The 25918-nt window shown below is 71.0% G+C and carries 24 protein-coding genes and 1 pseudogene; 11 read left to right on the top strand and 14 right to left on the bottom strand.

Annotated features, from left to right (window positions below):
• A partial coding sequence (locus ACWD01_RS04190) for an L-serine ammonia-lyase, iron-sulfur-dependent, subunit alpha (protein WP_451157857.1) occupies positions 1-285 on the top strand: 285 nt, incomplete at its 5' end.
• A gap of 326 nt (positions 286-611) precedes the next feature.
• Positions 612-1052: a hypothetical protein gene (locus ACWD01_RS04185; RefSeq protein ID WP_451157855.1), complete on the top strand. Its 441-nt coding sequence runs from the start codon at positions 612-614 to the stop codon at positions 1050-1052.
• A gap of 98 nt (positions 1053-1150) precedes the next feature.
• Here ACWD01_RS04185 and ACWD01_RS04180 read toward each other — a convergent pair whose 3' ends face one another.
• Positions 1151-1366 (bottom strand): EF-hand domain-containing protein, encoded by a 216-nt coding sequence (locus ACWD01_RS04180; RefSeq protein ID WP_356892805.1) that lies wholly within the window; start codon positions 1364-1366, stop codon positions 1151-1153.
• Positions 1367-1468: 102 nt separating this feature from the next.
• Here ACWD01_RS04180 and ACWD01_RS04175 point away from each other — a divergent pair, with 102 nt between their 5' ends.
• Positions 1469-2107 carry a GNAT family N-acetyltransferase gene (locus ACWD01_RS04175; protein ID WP_451157853.1) on the top strand — a complete coding sequence of 213 codons (639 nt, stop codon included), beginning with the start codon at positions 1469-1471 and terminating at the stop codon, positions 2105-2107.
• Positions 2108-2128: 21 nt separating this feature from the next.
• On the opposite strand, the gene ACWD01_RS04170 is transcribed toward ACWD01_RS04175, so the two are convergent.
• From ACWD01_RS04170 to ACWD01_RS04160, 3 genes are all read right to left on the bottom strand, one after another.
• The gene (locus tag ACWD01_RS04170) at positions 2129-2767 is read right to left on the bottom strand and encodes an ADP-ribosyltransferase (RefSeq protein ID WP_451157851.1); all 639 of its coding nucleotides are present in this window, start codon (positions 2765-2767) and stop codon (positions 2129-2131) included.
• Between the two features lie 105 nt (positions 2768-2872).
• On the bottom strand, positions 2873-4066 hold the full coding sequence (locus ACWD01_RS04165; protein WP_451157849.1) for a YVTN family beta-propeller repeat protein: 1194 nt from the start codon (positions 4064-4066) through the stop codon (positions 2873-2875).
• A 451-nt stretch (positions 4067-4517) separates the two neighbouring features.
• Positions 4518-5021 (bottom strand): ATP-binding protein, encoded by a 504-nt coding sequence (locus ACWD01_RS04160; protein ID WP_451157847.1) that lies wholly within the window; start codon positions 5019-5021, stop codon positions 4518-4520.
• A gap of 656 nt (positions 5022-5677) precedes the next feature.
• Between ACWD01_RS04160 and ACWD01_RS04155 the strand changes: the two genes are divergently transcribed.
• Both ACWD01_RS04155 and ACWD01_RS04150 read left to right on the top strand, forming a co-directional pair.
• Positions 5678-5878, top strand: a complete 201-nt coding sequence (locus ACWD01_RS04155; protein WP_451157845.1) for a hypothetical protein — start codon at positions 5678-5680, stop codon at positions 5876-5878.
• Positions 5848-6048, top strand: a complete 201-nt coding sequence (locus ACWD01_RS04150) for a response regulator transcription factor (protein WP_451157894.1) — start codon at positions 5848-5850, stop codon at positions 6046-6048. Before ACWD01_RS04155 ends, ACWD01_RS04150 begins: the two co-directional genes overlap by 31 nt.
• A 4-nt stretch (positions 6049-6052) precedes the next feature.
• Here ACWD01_RS04150 and ACWD01_RS04145 read toward each other — a convergent pair.
• The 4 genes and pseudogenes from ACWD01_RS04145 to ACWD01_RS04130 form a co-directional block, all read right to left on the bottom strand.
• Positions 6053-6850 (bottom strand): annotated as a pseudogene (locus ACWD01_RS04145) (class III lanthionine synthetase LanKC N-terminal domain-containing protein); the annotation flags it as partial.
• A gap of 132 nt (positions 6851-6982) precedes the next feature.
• Positions 6983-7750: an enoyl-CoA hydratase/isomerase family protein gene (locus ACWD01_RS04140; RefSeq protein WP_451157844.1), complete on the bottom strand. Its 768-nt coding sequence runs from the start codon at positions 7748-7750 to the stop codon at positions 6983-6985.
• A gap of 75 nt (positions 7751-7825) precedes the next feature.
• Positions 7826-9064, bottom strand: a complete 1239-nt coding sequence (locus ACWD01_RS04135) for a L,D-transpeptidase (protein ID WP_451157842.1) — start codon at positions 9062-9064, stop codon at positions 7826-7828.
• A gap of 211 nt (positions 9065-9275) precedes the next feature.
• Positions 9276-10499 carry an Ig-like domain-containing protein gene (locus tag ACWD01_RS04130; protein WP_451157840.1) on the bottom strand — a complete coding sequence of 408 codons (1224 nt, stop codon included), beginning with the start codon at positions 10497-10499 and terminating at the stop codon, positions 9276-9278.
• A gap of 194 nt (positions 10500-10693) precedes the next feature.
• Between ACWD01_RS04130 and glgX the strand changes: the two genes are divergently transcribed.
• Positions 10694-12985: a glycogen debranching protein GlgX gene (glgX, locus tag ACWD01_RS04125; protein WP_451157838.1), complete on the top strand. Its 2292-nt coding sequence runs from the start codon at positions 10694-10696 to the stop codon at positions 12983-12985.
• 52 nt (positions 12986-13037) lie between these two features.
• Here glgX and ACWD01_RS04120 read toward each other — a convergent pair whose 3' ends face one another.
• The 4 genes from ACWD01_RS04120 to ACWD01_RS04105 are packed head-to-tail and all read right to left on the bottom strand — an operon-like array spanning position 13038 to position 16683.
• On the bottom strand, positions 13038-13709 hold the full coding sequence (locus tag ACWD01_RS04120; protein ID WP_451157837.1) for a response regulator: 672 nt from the start codon (positions 13707-13709) through the stop codon (positions 13038-13040).
• Positions 13702-14976, bottom strand: a complete 1275-nt coding sequence (locus ACWD01_RS04115; protein ID WP_451157835.1) for a sensor histidine kinase — start codon at positions 14974-14976, stop codon at positions 13702-13704. Before ACWD01_RS04115 ends, ACWD01_RS04120 begins: the two co-directional genes overlap by 8 nt.
• Positions 14977-15004: 28 nt before the next feature.
• Positions 15005-15781, bottom strand: coding sequence for an ABC transporter permease (locus tag ACWD01_RS04110; RefSeq protein ID WP_451157833.1), 777 nt, complete (start codon positions 15779-15781; stop codon positions 15005-15007).
• Positions 15778-16683, bottom strand: a complete 906-nt coding sequence (locus ACWD01_RS04105) for an ABC transporter ATP-binding protein (RefSeq protein WP_451157831.1) — start codon at positions 16681-16683, stop codon at positions 15778-15780. Before ACWD01_RS04105 ends, ACWD01_RS04110 begins: the two co-directional genes overlap by 4 nt.
• Before the next feature lie 221 nt (positions 16684-16904).
• Here ACWD01_RS04105 and ACWD01_RS04100 point away from each other — a divergent pair, with 221 nt between their 5' ends.
• Positions 16905-18713, top strand: a complete 1809-nt coding sequence (locus ACWD01_RS04100; RefSeq protein ID WP_451157829.1) for an ABC transporter ATP-binding protein — start codon at positions 16905-16907, stop codon at positions 18711-18713.
• A gap of 53 nt (positions 18714-18766) precedes the next feature.
• On the top strand, positions 18767-20647 hold the full coding sequence (locus ACWD01_RS04095) for an ABC transporter ATP-binding protein (RefSeq protein ID WP_451157892.1): 1881 nt from the start codon (positions 18767-18769) through the stop codon (positions 20645-20647).
• A 126-nt stretch (positions 20648-20773) separates the two neighbouring features.
• Here ACWD01_RS04095 and ACWD01_RS04090 read toward each other — a convergent pair whose 3' ends face one another.
• A complete protein-coding gene (locus tag ACWD01_RS04090; RefSeq protein WP_451157827.1) occupies positions 20774-21058 on the bottom strand; it encodes a hypothetical protein in 285 nt (94 codons plus the stop codon).
• A gap of 114 nt (positions 21059-21172) precedes the next feature.
• Positions 21173-21595: a DUF6892 domain-containing protein gene (locus tag ACWD01_RS04085; protein WP_451157825.1), complete on the bottom strand. Its 423-nt coding sequence runs from the start codon at positions 21593-21595 to the stop codon at positions 21173-21175.
• Between the two features lie 420 nt (positions 21596-22015).
• Here ACWD01_RS04085 and ACWD01_RS04080 point away from each other — a divergent pair, with 420 nt between their 5' ends.
• From ACWD01_RS04080 to ACWD01_RS04070, 3 genes are all read left to right on the top strand, one after another.
• Positions 22016-22699, top strand: a complete 684-nt coding sequence (locus tag ACWD01_RS04080) for a hypothetical protein (protein WP_451157823.1) — start codon at positions 22016-22018, stop codon at positions 22697-22699.
• A 501-nt stretch (positions 22700-23200) separates the two neighbouring features.
• Positions 23201-23371, top strand: coding sequence for a hypothetical protein (locus tag ACWD01_RS04075; RefSeq protein ID WP_451157821.1), 171 nt, complete (start codon positions 23201-23203; stop codon positions 23369-23371).
• 459 nt (positions 23372-23830) lie between these two features.
• Complete coding sequence (locus ACWD01_RS04070; RefSeq protein WP_451157819.1) at positions 23831-25858, top strand: M4 family metallopeptidase; 2028 nt, start codon at positions 23831-23833, stop codon at positions 25856-25858.
• Positions 25859-25918 lie beyond the last annotated feature (60 nt).

The raw sequence follows: 25918 nt of genomic DNA, 5'->3' as shown, positions 1-25918 counted from the left end.
TCCCCGGAGCAGGTCGAGAACGCGGCGGAGATCGGCATGGAGCACAACCTCGGCCTCACCTGCGACCCGGTCGGCGGCCTGGTCCAGATCCCCTGTATCGAACGCAACGGCATGGCGGCGGTCAAGGCCGTCACCGCGGCCCGCATGGCGATGCGCGGCGACGGCAGCCACAAAGTGTCCCTCGACAAGGTCATCAAGACGATGAAGGAGACGGGCGCGGACATGTCGGTGAAGTACAAGGAGACGGCGCGGGGCGGGCTGGCGGTGAACATCATCGAGTGCTGATGTCCGTGCTGCCTCTGCCGAGCGGCACCACCGCGGCAGTGGCCAGCACGGCCCAGGCGGCCTTGGTACCGCTGTCTGTGACATGGAAACCCCACTGTCCCCGGGTCAACTCGTTCACGATGCGCAGGCCCCGTCCGCGCTCGGCGAGCGGGGCGACCGCTTGCCGGGCACTCGGGGGCCGAGTCAAAGACCGCCGGGTAGGCGCTGCCCATTCACCCGGCGGGTAGAACAACGCCGCTTTGCGCCCCGTGTCAGAGACCGGAGGACGCGGCGTCGGCGGGTGCAGAGGCGGGAGGGCTCTTGTGTCAGGGCGACAGACCGAGTTGGTGGACCTGCCCGTTTTCTTCAACAGGCCCCTGCGCCTCTTCACGTACATCGTTGGGCACACTCAAGTGCTGCTCCGTGGTGAGCGGGACACCGACGCCGGGCTGCCGACCACCTTGGAAATCGTGTTCACGGATGTCGGCGCGCTCTCGATCCGAGATCACTACCGGTCACTGACGATACGGCCGGCGTCCGGACCGGAAGAAGAAGAGCTACGGGCTGCGGACCCTCGCCCTTGGCACGACTGGCAGGCATTCATTCTGGAAGCCGGGCCCGGCAGCAACGGCCATGTGATCGCCGGCGGAGTGTTCTGGGCGGAGAGCTCCGCCCCTGCCGGCTACAGCAGTTTCCTGATACCCGACTACGACCTGCCCCAGTTCTGCCCGGATCGACCGCCGCCCTCCGAGCCCGCCACGGTCTACACCCCCTATCCGCAGCACTGAGAACCTGCCCAAGAATTGATCTCACAGCGGGTCAGGGCCGGCTGACCGAACGCCGCTGTCCCGCCCCGGACGTCCGGGGCGGGACAGGGCGTTTCGCCTCAGGCCTTGTTGAGGTGGGCCCAGAACTCGTCGAACGACAGGAGCTTGTCGCTGTTGGCGTCCTGTGCGGCGATCACGGCCTCGGCCACCGCCTCGGTGACGTTCCAGTCGCCCATCTGAGCCATGGCCGTCTTGTACTCGGCCGCGGTGATGAAGCCGTCGCCGTCCGCGTCGTAACGGTCGAACGCCTTGCGTGCTTCCTCGATGTCCGCCACAGGTCCACCCCTTCTTGGTGCATTGCTAACGGGGCTCAGATTATCGGCCCGCGTCGGCGATCATGGAGCCGGAGGGCGGTACGGGCGACCAGGGAGGCAGTCGTGAGCGAAGCGCTGGAGAGGATTCTGGCGGAGGCGGCGGAGGGGCGTTTTCCGCCGGCGGACGGCGAGGTGACGGTGGTGGACCGGCCGGGTGCCCGGGACGAGGGGGTGGTGGCGTTCACCGCGCACTCGGTCGTCTTCACCGCGCAGGACCCCGAGTGGGTACGGGCCGAGCTCGCGGCCACCGACTCCGACCGGCTGGCCGCCACGATGAACCCGGGCTTCCTCGCCGCGCTGATGGCCCGTACCGGCCGCAGGATGGACACCATCGACCTGGTGACCGTCGCGGACGCGCTGCCCGGCGCGCCGGAGATCGCGCTGCGCGAGATCGAGGACCGCGAACACCCGCGGGTCGCCACCGCGTTGAAGCGCCGCGACGAGGTGCGGGTGTGGGCGGCGGACGGCGGGGTGCTGGTCCTGGGCCGGGGACTGGCCGGCCGGTGGGAGGTGTCGGTGGAGGTCGACGAGGAGGCGCGCGGCCGGGGCCTCGGGCCACGGCTCGCGGTGGCGGCCCGGCATCTGGTGTCGGGCCCGGTGGTGTGGTCCCAGCAGTCGCCGGGCAACGCGCGCAGCGTACGGGCGTTCCAGCGGGCCGGTTACCGGCCGGTGGCCTCGGAGGCGGTGCTCACGGCCCGCTGAAACGCCGGACGGCGGGGATCGTCAGAGGCGCCAGGGCAGGTAGTTCGGGTTGTCCCGGCACTCGCTCATGATCTCGCGCTTGGTCTCCTTGTCGACGGGGCAGGCCCCGACGACGAAGTCCCGTGCGATACCGCCGGGGAAGGCGACCTCGACCTGCGCGGCCCACTTGTGGGTGTCACCGATCGTCTCGTTGACGTCGATGCCGCCGGGGGCGTCGATGTAGTAGTTCCAGGCGCTCTTCCACTGCTTGTAGAGGTCGTGGTCGTACGTGGTCGAGACGAACGGCGACGGCTGGTTGACCAGGACGTACTTCTCGATGTCGTACTGGCCGTCCTGCGGAGCCTTCGGGTGGAAGCCCTGCTCGAAGATGATCTCCGGGCCGCGCCCGTCGGCCCGGTACAGCTGCTTGCAGTTGGTGCGGTACGACGGCTCCGGCGTGATCCGGGCGACGTCGACGCTGCGGTCCGCGGCCGCGTAGAGCCGGTCCCCCACGACGGGGCAGGTGACCGCCGCCGCGGCGGCGGTGACGGAGGCAGCGGCGGGGGCGGAGGCAGTGGCCGAGGCAGGCGCGGCGGCGGTGGAGACGGCCGCCGGGACGAGCAGGGCGGCGACGGACAGCGCGAGCACGGCGGCCCGGCGCCGGAGACGAGTGATGATCACGGCGACCACCATCCCGGCAACGCGGCGCCGGACCGCGCACCGTCACCCGCACGTGGGCGAGTTGGGCGCCAGGTCCACAAAGCTACGGGGCGACCGACGCCGCGGTCAGCGGAAGACTCCGGTGTGGCCGAGGGAGTAGCGGCCCGGCTGGGGGTAGACCGCGAGGCCGTGCGGGCCGCTGCCGACCGGGATGCGGGCGAGTTGCTTGCCGGTCCGGGTGTCGATGGCGTACACCTCCGCGTCGTAACGCCCGGACAGCCACAGCACCTTGCCGTCCGCGGAGACGCCGCCCATGTCGGGGCTGCCGCCGTCCGGCAGCCGCCACTTCTTCGTCAGGTCGTCCTTGGCGAAGTCGAAGACCGAGATGGAGCCCTCGCCGCGGTTGGGGATGTACATCTCCTTGGAGTCACGGCTGATGTAGAGGCCGTGGGCGCCCTTGCCGGTGGGGAGCAGCTTGGGCTGGGTGAACTTGTCGCCGTCGAGCACCCACACGCCGTGGGCCATCATGTCGGCGATGTAGAAGGTCTTGCCGTCCGGTGAGAGTTTCACGTCCTGCGGCATGGCGCCCTCGAAGGGCAGCTTCTGCTGGGCGATCACCTTCATCTGCTCGGTGTCGACCTTGAGGAGTTCGGCGGAGAACTCGCAGGAGACGATGAAGTACCGGCCGTCGGCGGAGAAGTCGGCGTGGTTGACGCCGTAGCAGGAGACCGGCTCGGTGTGCTTGATCTCCATGGTGTGCGGGTCGCGGAAGACGAGTTCGCGGTCGAGGGAGGCCATGACGACGGCGTACTCGCCGTTGGGCGTGAAGTACAGGTTGTACGGGTCGTGCACGTCGACCGGCTTGCCGGCCTTGCCCGTCGCCGGGTCGATCGGGGTGAGCGTGTGGCCGCGGTTGTTGTTGACCCACAGCGTCTTGAGGTCCCACGACGGCACGACGTGCTGCGGCTGCACCCCGACCGGGATGGTGTCGATGACCTTGTACGTCTTGGGGTCGATGACCGTGACCGTGTTGGAGTTGGTGTTCGGCACATAAACCCGGGACGGGAAGTCCTCGACCACCGGTGAGAGCATGCCGGGCCGGTCGGCGGCGTAGACGTCCTCGGGGTCGAGGACCGGCGGCATGCCGGGGAGGGCGCCGGCGGCCGCCGCCTGCCCGGGCGTGGCGGTCGCCGGGTCGGCACGGGTGCCGCGGTCCTTCGTTCCCTCGCCGGCCTGGCCGCCCGGGCCGCAGCCGGTGAGCAGCGCGAGGACGGCGCCCGCGAACAGCGCGGCGGTCCGCTTCGTCAGGGGTGTCTTCACGGAAGTGCACAGTAGGGGGCGGAGGGTAGAAAAGTAATCATTTACCCAATTCAGGCACTCGCGCGGGTCGCGGAAACGTGTCGCCCCCACAAGCCACCGCCCAATGAATCACTCCCTCGTCGGGATATCTATGCATGGATTACCAGGCAATTGCGCCACCTCACCTACGATCCTTCAAAGAGATGTCCGGTTGTTCAGAAAACATCCGATTAAAGGGTTTGGAGATGAGGCGTCCGTCTGCCATAGTCGATGACACGACCTCCTTCGACCCGGGCCAGGTCGACGCAGACCGCCGTGGATACACCCCCCGAATCCACGGCGCTCCACACAGAAGCCCCCGGCGCCGGCCCCCCGGCGCGCGGGGGCTTCTGTGCGCCCGGGGCACAGCGGACCGCCCGCGGGGCACACCACGACGCGCCGCACACCGCCGCGTCGCAGCAGAGCCGGCCCGTCAGCGCTCGGCGATCCGCATCTCGAACCAGGTCGTCTTGCCGCGCGGCAGCAGGTCCACGCCCCACCGGTCGGCGAGCTTGTCGACCAGGAAGATGCCGCGCCCGCTCGTGTCCATCTCGGCGACGGGCATCAGACAGGGCAGCCCCCGGGACGGATCGCGCACCTCGATCCGGATCCAGCCGCGGCGGCGCACCATCCGTAACCCGAAGACCCGCGCGCCCGTGTGGCGGACCGCGTTGCCGACCAGTTCGGAGACGAGCAGCACCGCGTACTCGCCGGTCTGCGCGGGGAGCGACCACTGACGCAGCACCACGCACTGGGTGAGCCGGCGTGCGGTGGCGGCGGATTCGGGACGGGAGGGGAGACGCACCTCGGCATCGACCGGATTGCCGTACAACTCCAGCGCCTGGAGGGCCTGTTGGTCGTCGGCGGCAGGTACCCACCGTGCGGCGGTCGCGCCGACGCGCTGCCGCGGTTGTCCCACACCCTCGAGGCCCGACATGTCTCCATCATGGCCCCTGCCGCCCGTCCGCGTGACCGTTCCCGCGGAACGGACGCCCTCGGAGCAGAACGGTCCGACCGGCTCGCACGGCATCCGGCCCGGGCGCCGCAAGACGCCGCCCATCCGCCCGGACCTGGTGAACGCCACGCTCATGAGTGACGCCGGCAGCACATGCAGCGCACCCGCTTCGGCCCACCGTCCCCCGTGCACCGCTCACCTTGGCTCTGTATCAGGCCATTTGCGGTACGGGGCGCGACCGCGGCGGACCCCGATGGCTTGCACCGGCGGAGCGGCCCGGGTACGCATCCGGCCAATCCGCCACCCCGTGCGCCCCTGTGCTCCCGAAAGCCCCGTTCCCTGGAGCCCCGCGGGGGCACTCAGAGGAGGGGCGAATCACGAACGTCACGCCGGACAGGTGCGGCGGGCATACCCAAGGGGTGGGACATGACACGTGTGACCGTGGTGTACCGAGCCGGGCTGTTACGAGCTGCGCTGGAGGAACTGCTGCGCTGCGGCGGAGAGTTCGAGGTGTCCTCGGTGGCGCACTGGCCGCAGAGACCCGCCCCCGGCACTCCGGTGCCGGACGTATACGTCGTCGACGCCGAGTGCCTGGAGCCGGCCAAGGCGCCGACCGGACGACCGGAAGAAGCGCCCTCGTGGCACTCGTCCCCGCACAGCGGCCAGGGGTGCTGCGCAGGGCCCATGAGGCCGGCGCCCTCGGGTTCGTGGACAAGGACGGCTCCAAGAGCCGGTTGATCATCGCCGTGCGCCGCGCCGCGAAGGGCGACCGGTTCGTGGACGAGGCGCTCGCCCCAGGTTTCCTGGCATCGGCGGAAATGCCGCTCACTCAGCGGTAGCTGAGCGTACTGGCGCTGGCCGCCAAGGGGAGCCGATCGCGGAGGTCGCCGCGTCGCTGCACCTGTCCCAGGGGACCGTCCGCAACTACATGGCGAGCGTCATCCGCAAGGTCGGGGCCCGCAACCGGGTGGACGCGATCCGCATCGCGCAGGGAGCCGGCTGGACCTGATCCGGGCCGGCGTGCGGGCCTCCTTGAGCACGACCCGCGTGCCGGTGGCCTTGTGGTGTGCCTCGTAGACACCGCCACCGTTGGAGAAGTGCAGCGCCTTGTCGATGGTGTACGGCAGGTCCGTGACGGCCACCGCTCCGCGGGCCTCGAGATGGGGCCGCAGATAGCCGGGCGGGGTGATCCACTCGGGTATTCGGAACACCGGCTCGCGCGGGTCGGGCACCAGCGTGCCGGCACCGTTCTCGATCGCGGGGCGCAGCTCGCCGTGCTCGTCGTAGCAGTGGCGGCGGGTGAAGCTCCCGTAGCGCAGGTGCACCGGCCCTGTGCCCCAGCGCAGATCGCTGAGGATGTACGGACCGGGCTCGCCGTCGAGCAGGGAGGCGAGGGCGCCGGCGATGTGTCCGCACCGGGCCTCGTCCGCCGGGTAGACCGTGATGAACTTGCCGCTCGCCGCCCGGTCGGCGTACCTGGCGTTGCGCTGGTGCAGCAGGTAGCGGCTCGGGACGCATTTGAACGCCACCTCGTGCGCCAGGCAGTATGTCCGGACTTTGCTGAGCACCGACTCGGCGTTGCCGAGAGAGGCGGAGACATGGATCTTCCAGCCCTGGGACGGCAGCGCCTGGCCCACGGGCCGCAGGGCGAGCCAGTCGCCCGTACGGTGACTGAGCCAGCCCTCGGGGACCGGCAGCCGCGCCGCCTCGTACAGGGAGCCGTCGGTGGCTCCCTCTGCGAACGCCAGGCGGTGCGGCGCGTCGTAGAAGTGCCGGTCGGCGTCGCAGAAGACCGCGTACCCCTTGTTCACGCGCACTCCCTCGGTCGGTGACAGGAATGACGTTGTCACGCCCTGCCAGGCGCCCGACAGTCACCGCTGTCACCTTCCGAACATGCGGTACGCACAGTAACCAGGGCCGGAACGGGCGGCCCGGCCGAGGGGTCAGAGGAACTTGGCCTTGCCCGGCCCCTCCTCGACGAAGCTGCGCATGCCCCGCTCCCGGTCCTCCGTGGCGAACAGGCCCGCGAACCAGTTCCGTTCCACCGCGAGCCCCGTCTCGATGTCCGTCTCGAGACCGGCGTCCACCGACTCCTTCGCCGCGCGCAGCGCCAGCGCCGGGCCCTTGGCCAGTGCCGCGGCCCAGGCGTGCGCCTGCTGGTACACCTCGGCGGCGGGGACGACCCGGTCCACCAGGCCGAGGGTGAGGGCCTCTTCGGCCTTCACCATCCGGCCGGTGAAGATCAGGTCCTTGGCGCGCGAGGGGCCGATCAGCCGGGACAGCCGCTGGGTGCCGCCCGCACCGGGGATCAGGCCGAGCAGGATCTCCGGCTGGCCGAGCTTGGCGTCGTCGGCGGCGATCCGGTAGTCGGCGCAGAGCGCCAGCTCGCAGCCACCGCCGAGCGCGTAGCCCGTGACGGCCGCGACGACGGGCTTGGGGATACGGGCGACGGCGGTGAAGGACTCCTGCAGGGCACGGGAGCGCACGATCATCGCCGTGTGGTCCATGGCCTGCATCTCCTTGATGTCCGCGCCCGCCGCGAACACCTTCTCGCCGCCGTAGAGGATGACGGCGCGCACGTCGTCGCGCCGGCCGGCCTCCTCGGCGAGCTCGCGCAGCCGGTCCTGGACGGCGATGTCGAGGGCGTTCATCGGGGGGCGGTCGAGCCTGATGGTGCCGACGCCTTCGGAGACTTCGAATGAAACGGTCATGCGGGAGAGGTTAGTCCGCGTTAACGCGGACGGGCCCGGTGCTGTTGCTCACAGCGCCGGGCCCGTCGGGGCGTGCTACTTGGTCCACTCCGACCAGGGCATGTTCCAGCCGTTGAGGCCGTTGTCCGGGGCGATCTGCTTGTCCTTGGAGTTCTTCACGATCACCACGTCACCGATGATCGAGTTGTTGTAGAACCAGGCGGACGGGGTGTTCTTGTCGTACGCGCCGCGCACGTCGCGCAGCCCGACGCACCCGTGGCTGACGTTCGCGGAGCCGAACGTGCCGGGGGAGGCCCAGTAGTTGCCGTGGATGAAGGTGCCAGAGGTGGACAGCCGCATCGCGTGCGGCACGTCCTTGATGTCGTACTCGCCGCCGAAGCCGACGGTGGCGCCGTTCATCCGGGTCACCTTGTACTTCTCGCTGATGACCATCTGCCCGTTGTACGTGGTGGTCGACGGAGCGCCCGCGGTGATCGGGATGCTCTTGATCTCCTTGCCGTCGCGGACGACCTTCATGGTCTTGGCGCTCGCGTCGACGGTGGAGACCTGGCTGCGGCCGATGGTGAACGAGAAGCTCTTGGACTGCATGCCGTACACACCCGGGCGGCCCTCGACGCCGTCCAGGTTGAGCCTGACGGTCACCTTGGTGCCGGGGGCCCAGTACTTCTCGGGGCGGAAGTCGAGGCGGTCGTTGCCGAACCAGTGGCCCTCGATCGGCACCGACGGCTCCGCGGTGACCGTGATGGCCTTCTCGACGGCCTCCGGCTCGGTGATGCCGCGGGTGAAATTGATGGAGACCGGCATGCCGACGCCGACGGTCGTGCCGTGCTCCGGCGTGTAGTGGCCGATGAAGGTGTTCTGCGGCACGAGCGTGGTGAAGGTCGTGTCCTTGGCGGACTCCCGGCCCTCCGCGTCCTCGGCGATCGCGTGCACCTTGTACTTGGTCGAGCCGGCCAGGTGGTGCAGCGGCTCCCAGGTCGCGCCGTCCGCCGACAGCTTGCCGTCGATCTTCGTGCCCTTGTCGTCCTGGACGACGACCGTGGTCAGTTTGCCCTTCGCCGCGGTGACCTTCAGCGCGCCGCTGGTCGCCACCGCGTCCGCGCCGTCCTTCGGCGTGATGGTCACCACCGCCTGGGAGGCAGCGTTCTCGACCGTCCCGCCGCTGCCCTTCGGTCCGGGGTCCGCGTCCGCCTTGCCGGAACCGCCGCCCCCGCAGGCCGTCAGTACCAGCATCGCCCCCAGGACCAGAGCGGACAGCGCGGCGCCCCCGCGCCCGCGTCCGGCCGATGCCCCCGATATCGACTGCCCGTTCACCGTCGTGTTCTCCCCTCGCACGGCCTGGCAGCGCCATGGCCCGCCCCCGCGCGCCTCACACGCGCACGATGACCAGACAATCACACCGCAGGTCACCTCTTGTGCACCCGAACGTCACCGTTCGGTCCCAGATCTGCGGGGGTGTCAGATCGGAGAAGCGGCGGGGGTCCCGGGGCTTCAGGTCGCAGAGGCGGCGGGGGCCGCAGGGGGGTCAGCGCAGCGCAGAACCCGCCTTCCACAGCCGCCAGTCCAGGTTCCAGCCGCCGAGGCCGTTGTCCGGTGCGACCGTCCTGTCCTTGGAGCGCACGACCTCCACCACGTCGCCGATCAGGGTCCGGTCGTAGAACCAGCCGGCCGGTGACTCGCTGCTGCCGCCCTTGTCGTCCCGCAGTCCCACGCAGCCGTGCGAGACGTTGTCCGAGCCGAACGTGTCGGCGGACTCCCAGTAGTTGCCGTGCAGGAAGGTACCGGAGGTGGTCAGCCGGATGGCGTGCGGCACGTCCTTGATGTCGTACTCGCTCGTGCCGTCCTTCTTGGTGAAGCCGACCGTCGCGCCGTCCATCCGGGTCACGTCGTACATCTCCGTGACCACCATCTTCCCGTTGTACGTCGTGGACTTCGGCGCGCCCGCGGTGACGGGAAGGGTCGCCAGCAGCCGGCCGTCGCGCACCACCCGCATGGTGTGCGCCTCGGCGTCGACCTGGGACACCTGGGACCGGCCGACGGTGAAGGAGACGGTCTTCTGCTGGATGCCGTACACGTCGGGCGCCGCCTCCACGTCGCGCAGCCGCATGTCGACGGTGACCTCGGTGCCCGGCTGCCAGTACGTACGGGGACGGAAGTCGAGCCGCTCCCTGCCGAACCAGTGGCCGACGACCTCCACCGGCGGGTCGGAGGTGACGCGGATGGCGCGCTCGACGGCCGCCCGGTTCTCGATCTCCCGGTTGAACGCGAAGGAAACGATCATTCCGGTGCCGACGGTCTGGCGGTTCTCCGGTTTGAAGTAGCCGATGAACCGGCTCTCCGGCACCAGCGTCGTGAACGTCGTGTGGCGGGCGGCCCGGCGGCCGTGCCCGTCCAGTGCCACCACGTCCACGCTGTACTTGGCGGCAGGCTTCAGCCGGCTTCCCTTCTTGGGTCTCCACCGGAGCCCGTTCTCGGAGATCTCCCCCGCCACCTCGGTCTTCGTGGCGTCCTCGATCCGGGTGACGGTGACCCGCTCCAGCCGGCCGCTCGGCAGCCGCACCTCGACGGTGTCGTCGGGACGCACCCTCTTCGCCCCGTCCTCGGGGGTCACCCGGATCGTGTCCTCCACTCCCGGCTTGTCCCCGACACCGAGGGTCCCGCCGGAGCAGCCGGCGAGGCCCACGATCAGTCCTGCCCCTGCCAGGGCGACCGCGGCCCTGCGCCCTGCCCGCATCAGTACATGTCTCACGTACCGGTCAACGACGACCACCCCGCGCGGGCAACGACGGCGGCGGGCGATGTTGGGAGTCGGGCGGCGCGGGCAGAAATGGTGGGAGGACCACGCGTGGGGTGCCGCGGCCGGGACGCCGCGGGCCAGCCCACCGGAGCCCGGGGCCTGGGAGTACCTCCAGCAGGGCCCGACGAGCCGCGGGAGGCCGGCAGGTGTCGAGCGCAGCCGAGCAGGAAACGGTGCGGGAGGAGGTGCCGGGCGAGCCGCCCGGCACCCGTTCGGCGGTGGCCGGCGCGCCCGCGCGCCGCTCCGGGCCGGACGCCCGCGGACCGGACACGGCCCGTGGCCGGCCACCGGTGTGGCCGGGGGCGCCGACGCCGCTGGGCGCGCGGTACCGGGTGGGGCCCGACGGTGTCGCGGGGACCAACTTCGCCCTGTGGGCGGGCGGCGCGGAGGGGGTGGAGCTCTGCCTCTTCGACGAGTCCGGGGCGGAGACCCGGCTGCCGCTCACCGAACTGACCCACGAGATCTGGCACGGCTTCGTGCCCGGCGTCGGCCCCGGCCGGCGCTACGGCTACCGGGTGCACGGCCGCTGGGACCCCTGGACCGGCGCGCGCTGGAACCCGGCGAAGCTGCTGCTCGATCCGTACGCGCGCGCGGTCGACGGGGACTTCCGGCTGCCGCCAGAGGTGTACGGGCACGTCCGTGACTGGCCGGAGCAGCATGTCGCCGACACCGTGCGCGACGACCGGGACTCCGCCCCGTACGTGCCCAAGGGTGTGGTCGTCCACGACGACGCCGGCGGCGACGAATGGATGGACGACCGCCGGCCCAAGACGCCGTGGGCGGACTCCGTCATCTACGAGGTGCACGTACGCGGGTTCACCAAGCGCCATCCGGGCATCCCCGAGGAGCTGCGCGGCACGTACGCGGGGCTCGCCCACCCGGCGGCGGTCGAGCACCTGGTGCGGCTCGGGGTGACGGCGGTGGAGCTGCTGCCGGTGCACCAGTTCGCCCACGAGGACCATCTGCTGCGGCGCGGGCTCGTCAACTACTGGGGCTACAACTCCATCGGCTACTTCGCCCCCCACGCGGCGTACGCGGCGTCGGGCACGGCGGGGCAGCAGGTCGGCGAGTTCAAGCGGATGGTGCGGGCGCTGCACGCCGCCGGCATCGAGGTCATCCTCGACGTGGTCTACAACCACACGGCGGAGGCGGGCGAGCTGGGGCCGATGCTGTCCCTGCGCGGCATCGACAACCGCGGCTACTACCGCCTCCAGCCGGACGCCCGGCGGTACGCCGACTACACGGGGTGCGGCAACACCCTGCATGTGGTGCAGCCGCCGGTGCTGCGGCTCATCACCGACTCGCTGCGCTACTGGGTGACCGAGATGGGCGTCGACGGCTTCCGTTTCGACCTGGCCGCGGCGCTGGCCCGCTCGATGCACGACGTCGACATGCTGTCCCCCTTTCTCGCCGTCATCGCGCAGGACCCGGTGCTGCGGCGGGTGAAGCTGATCGCCGAGCCGTGGGACGTGGGTAGCGGCGGCTACCAGGTCGGCGCGTTCCCACCGCTGTGGACCGAGTGGAACGACCGCTACCGCGACGCCGTACGGGACTTCTGGCGCGGCGCCCTCCCCGACGTCCGCGACCTCGGCTACCGGCTGTCGGGCTCCAGCGACCTGTACGCCTGGGGCGGCCGGCGGCCGTACGCGTCGATCAACTTCATCACCGCCCACGACGGCTTCACCCTGCGCGACCTGGTGAGCTACGAGCGCAAGCACAACGAGGCCAACGGCGAGGGCAACCGGGACGGGACGAACGACAACCGGTCATGGAACTGCGGCACCGAGGGCGAGAGCGACGACCCGGACATCAACGCGCTGCGCCGCAGGCAGCTGCGCAACCTGCTGACCACGCTGCTGCTGTCGACGGGAGTCCCGATGCTCGTCGCGGGCGACGAGATGGGCCGCACCCAGCACGGCAGCAACAACGCCTACTGCCAGGACAACGAGATCAGCTGGCTGGACTGGTCACTGCTCGACGAGCCGGGGCCGGCGGGTCTGCTGGAGCTCACCCGGCGGCTCCTCGCGCTGCGCCACGCCCATCCGGTGCTGCGCAGACGCGCCTTCTTCTCCGGCCGCCCGCAGGCGGCGGACGGGCTGCGGGACCTCGCCTGGTTCACCGCGGACGGCCGGGAGATGACGGAGGGCGACTGGTACGCCCGGTCCGCCACGCTCGCCCTGTACCTCTCCGGGCGGGACATCCCGGGCCGGGACGCACGCGGGGAAGAGGTCACGGACGACAGCTTCCTGACGGTGCTGCACGCGGGCGCGGAGCCGGTGGACTTCCGCCTGCCGGGCCCGCCGTGGGCCGCGGCGTACGAGCTGGTGGTCGACACCTCGCTGGAGGAGCAGACGGCCGCGCCGGGCACGGTCCACGCAGGGGGCGCGGTGGTGGAGGTGCCGGCGCGGTCGGTGCTGCTGCTGCGGGTGCGGGCCTGAGGAGTACGGGCCTGCGGGTGCGGGCCCGAGGAGTGCGGCCGGTGCTCGTGTGTCAGCCGAGGATGCCGCGGTCATACGCCAGGGCCACCGCGGCGGCGCGGTCCTTGGCGCCGAGCTTGGCGAAGATGTGGGTGAGGTGGGTCTTGACCGTGGCCTCGCTGATGAACAGTTCGCGGGCGATCTCGCGGTTGGAGGTGCCCTTCGCCACCAGGGCCAGCACCTCCCGCTCGCGCGCCGACAGCTGTTCGCCGCCCGGCGCGGGCGGGGTGCGCACATGCGAGACGAGCCGGGACGCGACCGCGGGCGAGAGCACCGTACGGCCCTCGGCGGCGGCCCGGACCGCCGTGAACAGCTCGTCGCGGGGCGCGTCCTTGAGGAGGTAGCCCGTCGCGCCGGCCTCGATGGCGGGCAGCGTGTCGGAGTCCGTGTCGTACGTGGTGAGCACCAGGACCCGGGACCGGGCGCCGCGGCGGGCCAGCTCCGCGATGGCGGCCACTCCCCCGCCGCCGGGCATCCGCAGGTCCATGAGAACGACGTCGGGATCGAGGCGGAGCGCGAGTTCGACGCCCGCCTCCCCGTCGCCCGCCTCGCCGAGGACACGGAAGCCGGGCGCGGAGTCGAACATGCCGCGCAGGCCGTCCCGTACGACGGGGTGGTCGTCGACGACGATCAGCGTGATGGTCGTCCCGGTGGACGCGGTGGTCCCGATGGTCTCGTCAGCCATGGCGGACCAACGGTACGCGAGCCGACACGGCGGTCCCCTGGCCGGGCTCGGACTCGACGGTGACGGTGCCCGCGATCCGTTCCGCGCGGGCCCGCATACCGTTCAGGCCGAAGCCGCCGGAGCCCGAACGGGGTGGCACGGCAAGCGGGTCGAAGCCGCGGCCGTCGTCACGGACGTCGAGGGTGAGCTCGTCGCCCATGAAGGACAGGGTCACGCCGGCCCGGGCCGCCTCCGCGTGCCTGGCGGTGTTGGCGAGGGCCTCCTCCGCGATCCGCAGCAGGGTGGCGGCCACCTCTTCGTGCAGGTCCTCCTCGGTGCCGGTGACGGTGAACCGGGCCCGGACGCCGGTGCGTTCGGACCACTCGGCCACCGTCCTCTTCAGCACCTCCGGCAGCGCGGCGTGCTCCAGCGCCGCCGGCGCGAGGTTCTGCACCGAGCGGCGGGCCTCGCCGAGGCTGTGGCGGGCCAGCGCGGAGGCCCGGGCGAGGTGCTGTGCGGCCAGGTCGGGATCGTCGGTGGAGGCGACGACCTGGAGCTGGGTGATGATGCCGGCCAGGCCCTGCGCGATGGTGTCGTGGATCTCGGCCGCGAGACGGCCGCGTTCGTCGGCGACGCCCGCCTCGCGCGCCTGGACGAGAAGCTGTGCGTGGAGCCCGGCGTTCTCCTCGAGGGCGCGCTCCAGGCGGGCGTTGGTGTCCTCCAGCGCCTGGATGGTGGCCACGCGCTGCTGGGCCCGTTCGGACTCCCGCACGGAGAGGCGGCCGAAAAGCAGGCAGAGCGAGGCATTGAGCACATACAGCCCACCGAAGAGGACCCACTGCATCGTCGAGCCGGGCGGCAGGCCACCGGCCTGCGAGCCCGCCATGGTCACGGCGGTGACGAGCAGTCCCGCGTAGACCCCGCGCCGGGGCAGCAGATGGCCGGAGTCGAAGTAGCCGAGGACGGCGTAGACGGAGAAGAGCGGGTTCAGCCAGGTGAGGGCGAAGGCGATGGCGGTCCGCAGCACGAAGTAGATCCGGCCGGCCGGGGCCGGTTCCGCCGCAGCCGGCCCTTTCGCGGACCACCAGACCTGGAGCGCCAGCGCGGCGACGACCAGCACCCCGGCGGCGTGCATCTCGGCCCGGCTCATGAACTCACCGGCGACCGCGCCGGCGATCACGGTGGCGAGACCCAGGAGGGCGTAGGGGCCGTACCGGTAGAACTGCGCCCAGCGTTCCTCGATCGGTACGACCGTTCGCGGCCTCGGTATCGCGTCGGGCAGGTTCATGCGCCAAGTCTCGCGTACCGGCACGCCCTCACTCCCAGCGGAACCAGCGGACGGCGGCCGCGGTGAGCACGACGGTCCACAGCGCGGTGACGCCCAGGTCCGCCCAGGCCGGCCAGTTGCCGGCGGCGGCCCGGTCGAGGGCCTGGGACGCGGCGCCGAGCGGGGTGAACTCCACGATGCGCTGCAGGGTGCCGGGCATGGTCTGCACGGGCAGCCAGACGCCGGCCGTGAACATGGACGGGAAGAAGACCACGGAGCCGACGGCGGTCGCGATCTTCTGGGTGCGGGACACCGCGCAGACCGTCGCGCCCAGTGCCAGCGCGCAGCCGGCGGTCAGCAGCATGGCCAGCGCGTAGCCGGCGGGCTGCCCGGGCAGCGGCACGTCGAAGGCGAGACGGCCCACGGCCAGGGCGAGGAGGGCGGAGGCGACGGCGGCCGCGCCGTGCAGCACGAGCTGGGCGGTCAGCAGGGCGGCCGGCCGGACCGGGGTGGTCGACATCCGGCGCAGGATGCCGCGTTCGCGGTAGCCGGTGAGGATCGGCGGCATGGCCTGCAGCCCGGCCATGATCATGGCGAGCAGCGCCGCGATCGGCACGTACAGGTCGATGACGCGCCGGCCGCCGATGTCGTCGGACGCCTCACGGAACGACGGGATCAGGCCGAGGATCGTCATGAGCAGGGTCGGGAAGAGCAGGATCCAGAAGAGCGAGCCGGGTTCGCGGAGGAAGAGGCGGGCCTCGGTGCGCAGCACGGCGGCGGACGCGGACGTGCGGGTGGGGGCGGCCGTGGTGGTCGTGGCGGTCATCGTGCGTTCTCCTCCGTGAGGTCCAGGAACGCGTCGTCCAGGGTCGTCTCGGACACGCGGAGCCGGCTGGCGGTGATACCGAGCCTGGCGAGCAGCGAGGTCACGGCGGTGACGGTCTCGTCGGTGCCGTGGACCACGACCCGGCCGTCCTTGGTCTCGACGGAGGCGGCGTGCGGCAGCGCGGCGAGCTCCCGCTCGTCGAGCGGGGCGGACGGCGTGAAGGAGATGACGGTCGACGCGGCGGACCGGCCGATCAGCCCGGCCGGGGTGTCGAGTGCGGCGACCCGGCCCTTGTCGACGACCGCGATCCGGTCGCAGAGGCGCTGCGCCTCCTCCATGAAGTGCGTGACGAGGAGGACGGTGACGCCCGAGTCCCGCACCTCCTCGATCAGTCGCCAGGTGTCCCGGCGGGCCCGCGGGTCGAGGCCGGTGGTGAGCTCGTCGAGGACGACGACGCGCGGGTTGCCGATGAGGGCCAGCGCGATGGACAGCCGCTGCTTCTGGCCACCGGACAGCTTCGCGAACCGGGTGGTCAGCCGGTCCGCCAGACCCAGCCGTTCGGCCAGCGGCCGCCAGTCGGCCGGGCGCTCGTAGAAGGAGGCGTACAGCTCCAGCGCCTCCCGCACGGTCAGCTTGGGCTGCAGCTCGCTCTCCTGGAGCTGCGCGCCGAGCAGCCGGGTGACCTGCTCGTGGTCGGCCACCGGGTCGAGCCCGGCGACCCTGACCGTGCCCGCGTCGGGTATCCGCAGCCCCTCGACGCACTCGACGGTGGTGGTCTTGCCCGCGCCGTTCGGCCCGAGGATCCCGAAGATCTCGCCCTCCTCGACGGCGAAGTCCACCCCGTCGACGGCGGGGCGGCCGCCGTACGCCTTGTGCAGGCCCTTCACTTCCACAATCGTCATGCCGGGCAGCCTCCCGCGCGGCGGGCACCCGGGGCATCGCCCATCGCGCTCGAAGCGGCATCGGCCGATCGGTTGATACGGGCCTACGACCGATACGGGTCTACGACTGTTGTGGCATACGACCACGGTCGCGGGCGGGGGTGGGACCTTGGCCCGAAGCTGCCCCGTCCGGCGGAAAACCACATGAGGGGTGTCAGTGGTGAATCGTAGGCTCACCCCTGATGCCCACCACACATTCCGATTCCGAGGACCGCTCCGCCGTGCGTTCGCTCCTGCGGCTGTGGCCGTATGTCCGGCCGGTCCGTACGCGCCTGTTCAGTGCGGCTTTCGTCGCCGTCGTGGCCTCGTGCCTGAGCCTTGTCATCCCGCTGGTGCTGAAGTGGATCGTCGACGGCCCCGTCGCCGGGCGGGACCCGGGCGGGGTCTGGTTCGGCGCGCTGCTCCTGCTGGTGCTGGGCGTCGCGGAGGCGGTGCTGTTCGGCTTCCGGCGGTGGCTGGTCGCCCGGCCGCTCGCCGGCGTCGAAGCGGCCATGCGGGCCGACCTGTTCCGGCATCTGCAGCGCCTGCCGGTGGCCTTCCACGACCGGTGGGCCTCGGGCCAGCTGCTGTCGCGGGGCACGACGGACCTGATGCTGCTCCGGATGTTCCTGGCGTTCCCGCTGACCTTCCTTCTCGTCAACGGCACCACGATCCTCGTCGGATTCGTCATCCTGCTCGGGCAGGAGTGGACGCTCGGGCTGGTCCTGCTCGTGCCGGTCCTGCCGCTGGTCCTCGTCTGCTCGCTGTTCGAGGCGAAGTACTCTCTGGTCGCGCGCAAGGCGCAGGACCAGGTCGGTGATCTGACGACGGTCGTCGAGGAGAGCGTCCTCGGCATCAGGATCATCAAGGGCTTCGGCCGGCACCGCAGCCAGGCCCGGGCGTTCCGCGCCCTGTCGCAGCGGCTGCATGGCACAGAGCTCGGCAAGGCCCGGCTGCTGGGCGGCGTCTGGGCGCTGATCACCATCATTCCCGAACTGGCCATCGGCGCGGCCCTGGTGCTGGGCACCGTCCAGGTCGCGGACGGCGGCCTCTCCGCGGGCACGCTCGTGGCGTTCCTGTCGACGGCGCTGGCGCTGCGCTGGCCGGTGGAGTCGATCGGCTTCCTGCTGGCCATGAGCCAGGAGGCGGCGACCGCGGCGGACCGGTACTTCGAGGTGCTGGACGCCGAGGAGGAGCGCGAGACGCACGGCGCCGGGACCGCCCCGGCCGAGACAGGGGAGGACGGCGGACTGCGTTTCGACGGCGTCGAGTTCCGCTATCCCGACGCCGCCGCGGACAGCGCGCCCGTCCTCGCCCGGATCGACCTGCACGTGCGCCCCGGCGAGACGATGGCCCTGGTCGGCGGCACGGGCAGCGGCAAGACAACACTGACCGCGCTCGTACCGCGGCTGTACGAGCCGACCGGCGGGCGGATCACGCTCGACGGGCAGGACATCACCGCCGTCGCGCGCGAGCGGCTGCGGGAGCTGGTGTCGGTCGCCTTCGAGGAGCCGACGCTGTTCTCCGCGACCGTCGCCGAGAACGTCCTGATGGGCGCCCCGGCCGGCGCCGGTGACGCGGAGCTGCGCCGCGCCCTGGACATCGCGCAGGCCGGCTTCGTGGACGCGCTGCCGCACGGCGCGGACACCCAGGTCGGCGAGCAGGGCCTCAGCCTGTCCGGCGGTCAGCGCCAGCGGCTCGCGCTGGCGCGCGCCGTCGTCGGCCGGCCGCGCTTCCTGGTCCTCGACGACCCGCTCTCGGCGCTCGACGTGCACACGGAGGCGCTGGTCGAGGCGGCCCTGCGCCGGGTCCTCGCGGACACCACCGCGCTGGTGGTGGCCCACCGGCCGTCGACGGTGATGCTCGCGGACCGCGTCGCCCTGCTGTCCCAGGGCCGCATCGCGGCGGTGGGCACGCACCAGGAACTGCTGCGTACGAACGCGGAGTACGCGTGGCTGATGTCCGGCGCGGACACCGAGCGAAGCGCGGACGCCGAAGGGATCACATTGTGACGACGACGCCCCCGACGACACCCCGGACGACGCCTCCGCCGCCCGCGGAGACCGTGCCGGACGACCCCGGCGTCCAGGACCCCGCGGGCGCGGCCGCCGGCCGTACGGACGCCCCCGGTCCTCCGGACGCGCCCGCCCTCGAGGACCCGTTCGACAAGGACGCCCTCCCCGCGCCGCCCGGCGCCACCGGCAGACTGCTGCGCTCCCTGCTCGCGCCCCGGCGCGCCCGGGTCGTGCTCGCCGCCGTGCTGCTGCTCCTCCAGCAGGCGGCGGTGCAGGCGGGCCCGCTGCTCGTGGCGTACGCGATCGACCGCGGCGTCCCCGCGCTGCGCGCGGACGACTACGGCCCGCTGATCGCCGTCGGCGCGGGGTACGCGCTGTGCTCGGTGGCCGCGGGAGTGTTCCAGTACGCCTTCATCCGCGCCTCCGCCCGGGTCAACCAGGACGTGCTGCTCGATCTGCGCGGCCGGATCTTCCGTCACGCGCAGGCGCTGAGCGTCGACTTCCACGAGCGGTACACCTCCGGCCGGCTGATCTCCCGCTCGACGACCGACGTCGAGTCGCTGCGCGAGCTGCTGAGCGAGGGGCTGCAGGAGCTCATCGGCGTGGTGCTCGCCTTCGTGTACATCTCGGCGATGCTGCTCTGGCTGGACCTCGGCATCGGCGGCATGGCCGTCCTGTCGTTCGTCCCGCTCTACCTCCTCGTACGGCTCTACCAGCGCCGGGCCAAGCCGGTGTTCATGAACCGCTCGACGGCGATCGCGGCGGTCATCGTCAAGTTCGCGGAGACGATGAACGGCATCCGCCCGGTGCGGGCCTTCCGGCGGGAGCGGGCCAACGACGCCGCGTTCGAGGTGCTCAACCACCACCACGAGCGCCGCAACGGCGACGCGCTGCTGGAGATGGCCCGCTATGTCGTCGGCTCCCGGCTCGTCGCCAACACCGCCGTCGCGGCGATGGTCCTGTGGGGCGCGTACCGGGTCGCCGACGGCACGCTGGCGCTGGGCGTGCTGGCGGCGGCGGTGCTGTATCTGCGGCGGCTGTACGACCCGATCGACCGGCTCGGGATGTTCCTCAACTCCTACCAGTCGGCGGCCGCTTCGCTGGAGAAGATCGCGGGCCTGCTGGCGCAGACGCCGACCGTGCCGGAGGCGCCCGAGCCCCGCGCGCTGCCGGAGCGTGAGTCCGGCAGGCCGGGCCGCGAGGTCGTCTTCGAGCAGGTCCGCTTCGCCTACCGCACGGGCGGCGAGGTGCTGCCCCGCTTCGATCTGACCGTCCCGGCCGGGCAGACCGTTGCCGTCGTCGGCTCGACCGGCGCCGGCAAGTCGACGCTGGCCAAGCTGCTGGCCCGCTTCTACGACCCGACCGAGGGCCGGGTGCTGCTCGACGGCACCGACCTGCGCGACCTGGCCGTGCCCGAACTGCGGCGCGGCGTGGTGATGGTGACGCAGGAGGCGTTCCTGTTCTCCGGGACGGTCGCGGAGAACATCGCGATCGGCCGGCCGGAGGCGACCCGGGCGGACATCGAGCAGGCCGCGAAGGCGATCGGCGCGCACGAGTTCATCGCGTCCCTGCCCGAGGGGTACGACACGGACGTGCGCAAGCGCGGCGGGCGGATCTCGGCGGGCCAGCGGCAGTTGGTGGCCTTCGCGCGGGCGCTGCTCGCCGACCCGGCGGTACTGATCCTGGACGAGGCGACGAGTTCGCTGGACATCCCCGGCGAACGGGCGGTGCAGCGGGCGATGGACACGGTGCTCCAGGGCCGTACGGCGGTGGTGATCGCGCACCGGCTGTCGACGGTCGAGATCGCGGACCGGGTGCTGGTGATGGAGCACGGCCGGATCGTGGAGGACGGCACACCCGAGGAACTGATCGACGGCGAGGGCCGGTTCGCGGGTCTGCACCGGGCGTGGCGCGACAGCGTGGTGAGCTGAGTTCCGTTGTAGGGTCCGCGATTCCGTGAGCACTGCCGGTGGATCTTTAGCAGTGATTGAGCAAATCCAGGCGATCATGAGCACAGGCGACAGTCAGTGATGGGCAGTTCGTGGGAAGCGTGACAGCTATCGCGTATCTCCCGCCGAGTCGCTGTCGGGCGTGCGCTGAAACTGTTCGGCGGGGGTGCGTCGGCCCTGGCGGAAGGCGGCGAGACCGGAGTCGAAGTCGGCTGCGGAGCCCACGAACAGTACCGACTCATCCCGCGCGACGAATATCTTCCCCCCGCCCCGTATCGGGCGCCACACGCAGACACCGAGACCGTCAGGAAGCTCGCGTACCTTCAGCACCGCATCAGTACCGAGCGTCGCGAAATACGTCACCCCGACCTGCGCCAAGCGATCGACATCCATGTGGCCCCCTCCCGTCAGGCCGCCTCCGCAAGCACGGTCCGATCCGCTGAGAACGTACCGTCTCCCACCCGCACGCCGCGCACACGCCCCGCCAGCCCTGGACTCGGCCGGCGGTCACCGTCCGGAACGCCCGCCACCTGGCAGCCCCGGGGCACCACGGCCTGGCGCCGGTTCATCAGGCCGTGGCAACACCCTGTGCCGCGAGGCCAGGTCGTCGAGCGAGTGGACGTCGAACAGATCGTCCTCGCCGTCCCAGACCGGGGAGCACTCGTAGTACACCTGATGCCCGCCGTCGACGACCAGCGTGTCCACGCTCGCCAGCAACTCCTGGCTGATCTCGAGCTCTCCGAAGAAGGTGCGGGACTCATCGAGCACCGTGAACGCCAGGTCGTTGTCGAACACGTGGGACTGCAGGTCGGTGATCCCCCTGGCCTCCATCCGCTCTTCGATGCTGAACACCGGCGTGAGGGTCCGGTCCCAGTACATGAGCTTCTCGATGACCAGCAGCTTGAAATTGAAGTCCCTGAAAACAGCCATGCACAGAGGACTATCCCGTCGTGCTTACGGCGCCGGCACTGTGCTGCCGTTCCGGGGGCCATCGGCGCGGTCGACCTGGCGCCCCTGCACTCCGAAAACCGTGCCGGTCCGGACTCCCTCCTGGCTCCGGCCGAATGGTTGGTGAGCCGGCAGACGGTGGAGTCCACCGACACGGTCCGGCCCACGTCGTCACCAGCGTCCGCCGCAGCCGGAGCGGCGAACTCCGTTGCGGGCCGCTGTCACAGTTCTGACACGACCGCGCCCCCCATGCGGCACATGGTGCCCGCGCAGCCGGAGTTCTGACGAGTGCAATTGATCAACTTCCATCCTGTTATGCCCATGGTTCGAACTGCCGTGGACCCCCGGTGCCGCCCGGCCATCCTTGTACGGCGTGTCAGTGACGGCGTTTACGCTCCGCTTATGAGAAACCCCAAGATTTTGATCGGCCTGGTCGCGTCCGGTCTGCTCACCGTCGGCTGCGGCTCCGACGGCAGCTCCGCCGACTCCAGTGGCGGAGAATCCGCGCAGAAGGCCATGCCGGTCGCCATCGACGGCCCCCAGAAGGACGTGCGCAAGCGCGGCGAAGACAACCTCAAGGTCACCCCGGCCCCCAAGCAGGGCGCGCCCCTCACCGAGCAGGTGGAGCACCGCCTGCGCGAGGCCATCCTCCTCACCGCCGGCGTGGCCGGTGAGACCAGCGCCAAGTGCCCCGATGGCGTGACCCAGAAGGCCGGCGCGGTCAGTCAGTGCGTCGTGACGTACGAGGGTGCCGAGGTCCCCTACGAGGTCAAGATCAGCGACAGCTACCGGGAGGGCAGCGTCATCACCTCCTACACCACCACACCCAAGAAGGGCCTGCTGGTGGCGAAGTTCGTGTACAACTCACTGAACGAGAACTACGGCACCGAGTCGGGGCGCACCGACGCCAGCAAGCTCGCCTGCGAGGAGCTCCCCGTCGCGAAGGCGTTCGACTGGAAGTCCGACACCGGCTACAAGTGCCAGTACTGGAACAAGCACGCCAACGACGGCAAGGGCGGCTACGACACCCTGCGGGTCACGATGGGAACCTCCGGCTCCAGCTTCGAACCCGAACCTGCCAAGTAACGCACCGGCGTCACACTCACGGGGTGGGGCGGTCTCCGCAGCGGAAACCGCCCCACCCTGCACTCTGCGCGGGGCTCGCCCCCTCGATCACGAGTACTGATGACGGTCCGTCTGGGTAGCCGTTGGGCCGACTTCCCTTCGCCTGCGGTTTCCAGGTGGGAGGGACGGCGGAGGAACCACTGCCTGGTACTCAGCCGGAGACGGATGCATCGGTGGCCTGCCAGACGTCGATCGCCCGGACCCCGTCGTCATAAGCCAGGCCGTAGCCATCGTGGGGAGATGAGACCAATCTCCGTGCGGAGGTCTCCACCTGTACGGGCATCGAGCGTCATGGCCTGATCGGCTTGGGCCGGAGGGCGACAGAAGGAGGAGCCGGGAGAAGCCGTCTCCTTAAATTCCCGGCACGCTCGGGCCGGCTCCCAGCCTTGTTCGCAGCGAACGAACTTTCGCGTCCGGGCGGTCTGCCGCCAGGACCGCCACCCTTACCAACGGTGACCATCCATGAAACGCTGCTGGACCGGATTGCTCATGCCCGACCGGTGCGAACGGTGCTCATCAAGCGCGGATTCCGGCGGGGTCCTGGTCTTCGACCTCGTCTGCGTGACCATGACGGTCCTGCTGTCCTGGCGCCTCGCCCTGCCGACCCGCTACGGCCCGCAGGCCACCGCCTAGCCATGGAGTGACGCCCCTATCAATTCGGCTGGCCACCGGGCTACTTGAACAATGCGGCGCGCCGCCCTCCGCTTCGGCGAGGCCGGCGCGGTCCTGCCCTGCGCGTGGAACGGAATGAGCCACAGCCGGGAGCGCCGTCCGGCCCGCTGAGCGCCTTCCGCTCAACGTGCCGTTCACAGCCGCGTACTTGCGCGTGAACATCCGCTCGCTTTCCGGGGCGGGCCCGGACGAATGACCGACTCCGGGGTGGCGACGGCCCGCGAAACGTCCGCTTAACGAACATGACCTCTCGGGCAACGGACGAATTCCGGCCAACTTCTTGTCGCGCTCCTGACAGGACACGGTCACGGCTGCCAGTCTTCCCCCGTTCCAGGCATCGATCCACGCACCACCGCTCCGCATGCTCTGCCCGGTCGACCCACCCAGCCGACCGGTACCCCCCTCGCAGAAGGAGTCCGCGTGAGACCCACGCATCGCCGGCGCGCCACCGCGACCGGAGCTCTTGTCGCCGCTGCCGCCATGCTCGCGGTCGGCTTCCAGACCGGAGCCTCCGCAGCAGCCCAGCCGACCGCCCCTGCCGCCGCGAAGGCCGGCAAGGCCGACACCGGCGCGCTGCCCAAGAATCTGTCCCCCTCCCAGCGCGCGGAGCTGATACGCGAGGCGTCCGCCACCACGGCCGCCACCGCGAAGCAACTCGGCCTGACCGCCCAGGAGAAGCTCGTCGTCCGGGACGTCGTCCAGGACCGCGACGGCACCACGCACACCCGCTACGAGCGCACCTACGAGGGCCTGCCGGTCCTCGGCGGCGACCTCGTGGTCGCCGAGTCCGCGACGGGCGCGACCCAGGCGGTCACCAAGGCGTCCCGCGCCGCGCTGAAGAACGTCGACACCCGCGCGGACGTCGCGGCCGGCACGGCGGAGAAGCAGGCCCTCGGCGCCGCCAGGGCCGAGGGCTCGAAGGCGACGAAGGCCGAGCGCGCGCCGCGCAAGGTCGTCTGGATGGGCACCGGCAGCCCGACCCTCGCCTACGAGACCGTCGTCGGCGGACTCCAGCACGACGGCACCCCGAACGAGCTGCACGTCGTGACCGACGCGGCCACCGGCGAGAAGCTCTACGAGTGGCAGGCCGTCCACAACGGCACGGGCAACACCCAGTACAGCGGCCAGGTCACGCTGGGCACGGCCCCGTCGTACACGCTCACCGACACCACCCGCGGCAGCCACAAGACGTACAACCTCAACCGCGGCACGTCGGGCACCGGCACCCTCTTCTCCGGTTCGGACGACATCTGGGGCAACGGCTCGCCGTCGAACCTGGAGACCGCGGGCGCCGACGCCCACTACGGCGCGGCTCTCACGTGGGACTTCTTCAAGAACGAGTACGGCCGCAGCGGCATCCGCGGTGACGGCGTCGGCGCGTACTCCCGGGTGCACTACGGCAACAACTACGTCAACGCGTTCTGGCAGGACAGCTGCTTCTGCATGACGTACGGCGACGGCGACGGCAACGCCAAACCGCTCACCTCGATCGACGTGGCCGCGCACGAGATGACGCACGGCATCACCTCCAACACGGCCGGCCTGGTCTACAGCGGCGAGTCCGGCGGCCTCAACGAGGCCACCAGCGACATCTTCGCCGCGGCGGTGGAGTTCAGCGCGAACAACTCCCAGGACGTGGGCGACTACCTCGTCGGCGAGAAGATCGACATCCGCGGCAACGGCACCCCGCTGCGCTACATGGACCGGCCCAGCAGGGACGGCAGCTCCAAGGACTACTGGTACTCCGGTATCGGCAACGTCGACGTCCACTACTCCTCGGGCCCGGCGAACCACTGGTTCTACCTGCTCTCCGAGGGCAGCGGCGCCAAGACCGTCAACGGCGTCAGCTACGACTCGCCGACCTCCGACGGCCTGCCGGTGACCGGCATCGGCCGGGCGAAGGCCGCGCTGATCTGGTACAAGGCGCTCACCACCAAGTTCAGCTCCCGCACCGACTACGCGGGCGCCCGCGCCGGCACCCTCGCGGTCGCGACGGAGCTGTACGGAGCAGCCAGCGCCGAGGTCAAGGCCGTGACCGACGCCTGGGCCGGCGTCAACGTCGGCTCCCGCCCCGGTGACGGCGGCGGCGACCCGGGCGACGGCACGGTCTTCGAGAACACCACCGACGTGGCCATCCCGGACCGCGGCGCCGCGGTGACCTCGTCCGTCACCGTCACCGGCCGCACGGGCAACGCCCCGTCCGCCCTCAAGGTCGGCGTGGACATCGTCCACACCTGGCGCGGTGACCTCGTCATCGACCTGGTCGCCCCCGACGGCTCGGCCTACCGCCTGAAGAACTCCAGCGGCTCCGACTCCGCGAACGACGTCAAGGAGACCTACACGGTCAACGCCTCCAGCGAGACCGCCAACGGCACCTGGAAGCTCCGGGTCCAGGACGTGGCCCGCTACGACACCGGCTACATCAACAGCTTCAAGCTCACCTTCTGAGGCTGACGCCACCCACCTGATAGGGCGCTGCCCGGGACGCCACCAAGGCTCCCGGGCAGC

This window comes from Streptomyces sp. NPDC002835, assembly GCF_053591995.1.
This window is presented reverse-complemented; position numbering and strand designations above follow the sequence as displayed.

Coding starts and splice junctions, on each gene's coding strand:
- ACWD01_RS04115 (WP_451157835.1), bottom strand. CDS start 14,976: ATGAACCTGCCCGACGCGATACCGAGGCCGCGAACGGTCGTACCGATC.
- ACWD01_RS04120 (WP_451157837.1), bottom strand. CDS start 13,709: ATGGCTGACGAGACCATCGGGACCACCGCGTCCACCGGGACGACCATC.
- ACWD01_RS04100 (WP_451157829.1), top strand. CDS start 16,905: ATGCCCACCACACATTCCGATTCCGAGGACCGCTCCGCCGTGCGTTCG.
- ACWD01_RS04090 (WP_451157827.1), bottom strand. CDS start 21,058: ATGGATGTCGATCGCTTGGCGCAGGTCGGGGTGACGTATTTCGCGACG.
- ACWD01_RS04160 (WP_451157847.1), bottom strand. CDS start 5,021: ATGTCGGGCCTCGAGGGTGTGGGACAACCGCGGCAGCGCGTCGGCGCG.
- ACWD01_RS04110 (WP_451157833.1), bottom strand. CDS start 15,781: ATGACCGCCACGACCACCACGGCCGCCCCCACCCGCACGTCCGCGTCC.
- ACWD01_RS04085 (WP_451157825.1), bottom strand. CDS start 21,595: ATGGCTGTTTTCAGGGACTTCAATTTCAAGCTGCTGGTCATCGAGAAG.
- ACWD01_RS04075 (WP_451157821.1), top strand. CDS start 23,201: ATGAAACGCTGCTGGACCGGATTGCTCATGCCCGACCGGTGCGAACGG.
- ACWD01_RS04105 (WP_451157831.1), bottom strand. CDS start 16,683: ATGACGATTGTGGAAGTGAAGGGCCTGCACAAGGCGTACGGCGGCCGC.
- ACWD01_RS04140 (WP_451157844.1), bottom strand. CDS start 7,750: ATGACCGTTTCATTCGAAGTCTCCGAAGGCGTCGGCACCATCAGGCTC.
- ACWD01_RS04080 (WP_451157823.1), top strand. CDS start 22,016: ATGAGAAACCCCAAGATTTTGATCGGCCTGGTCGCGTCCGGTCTGCTC.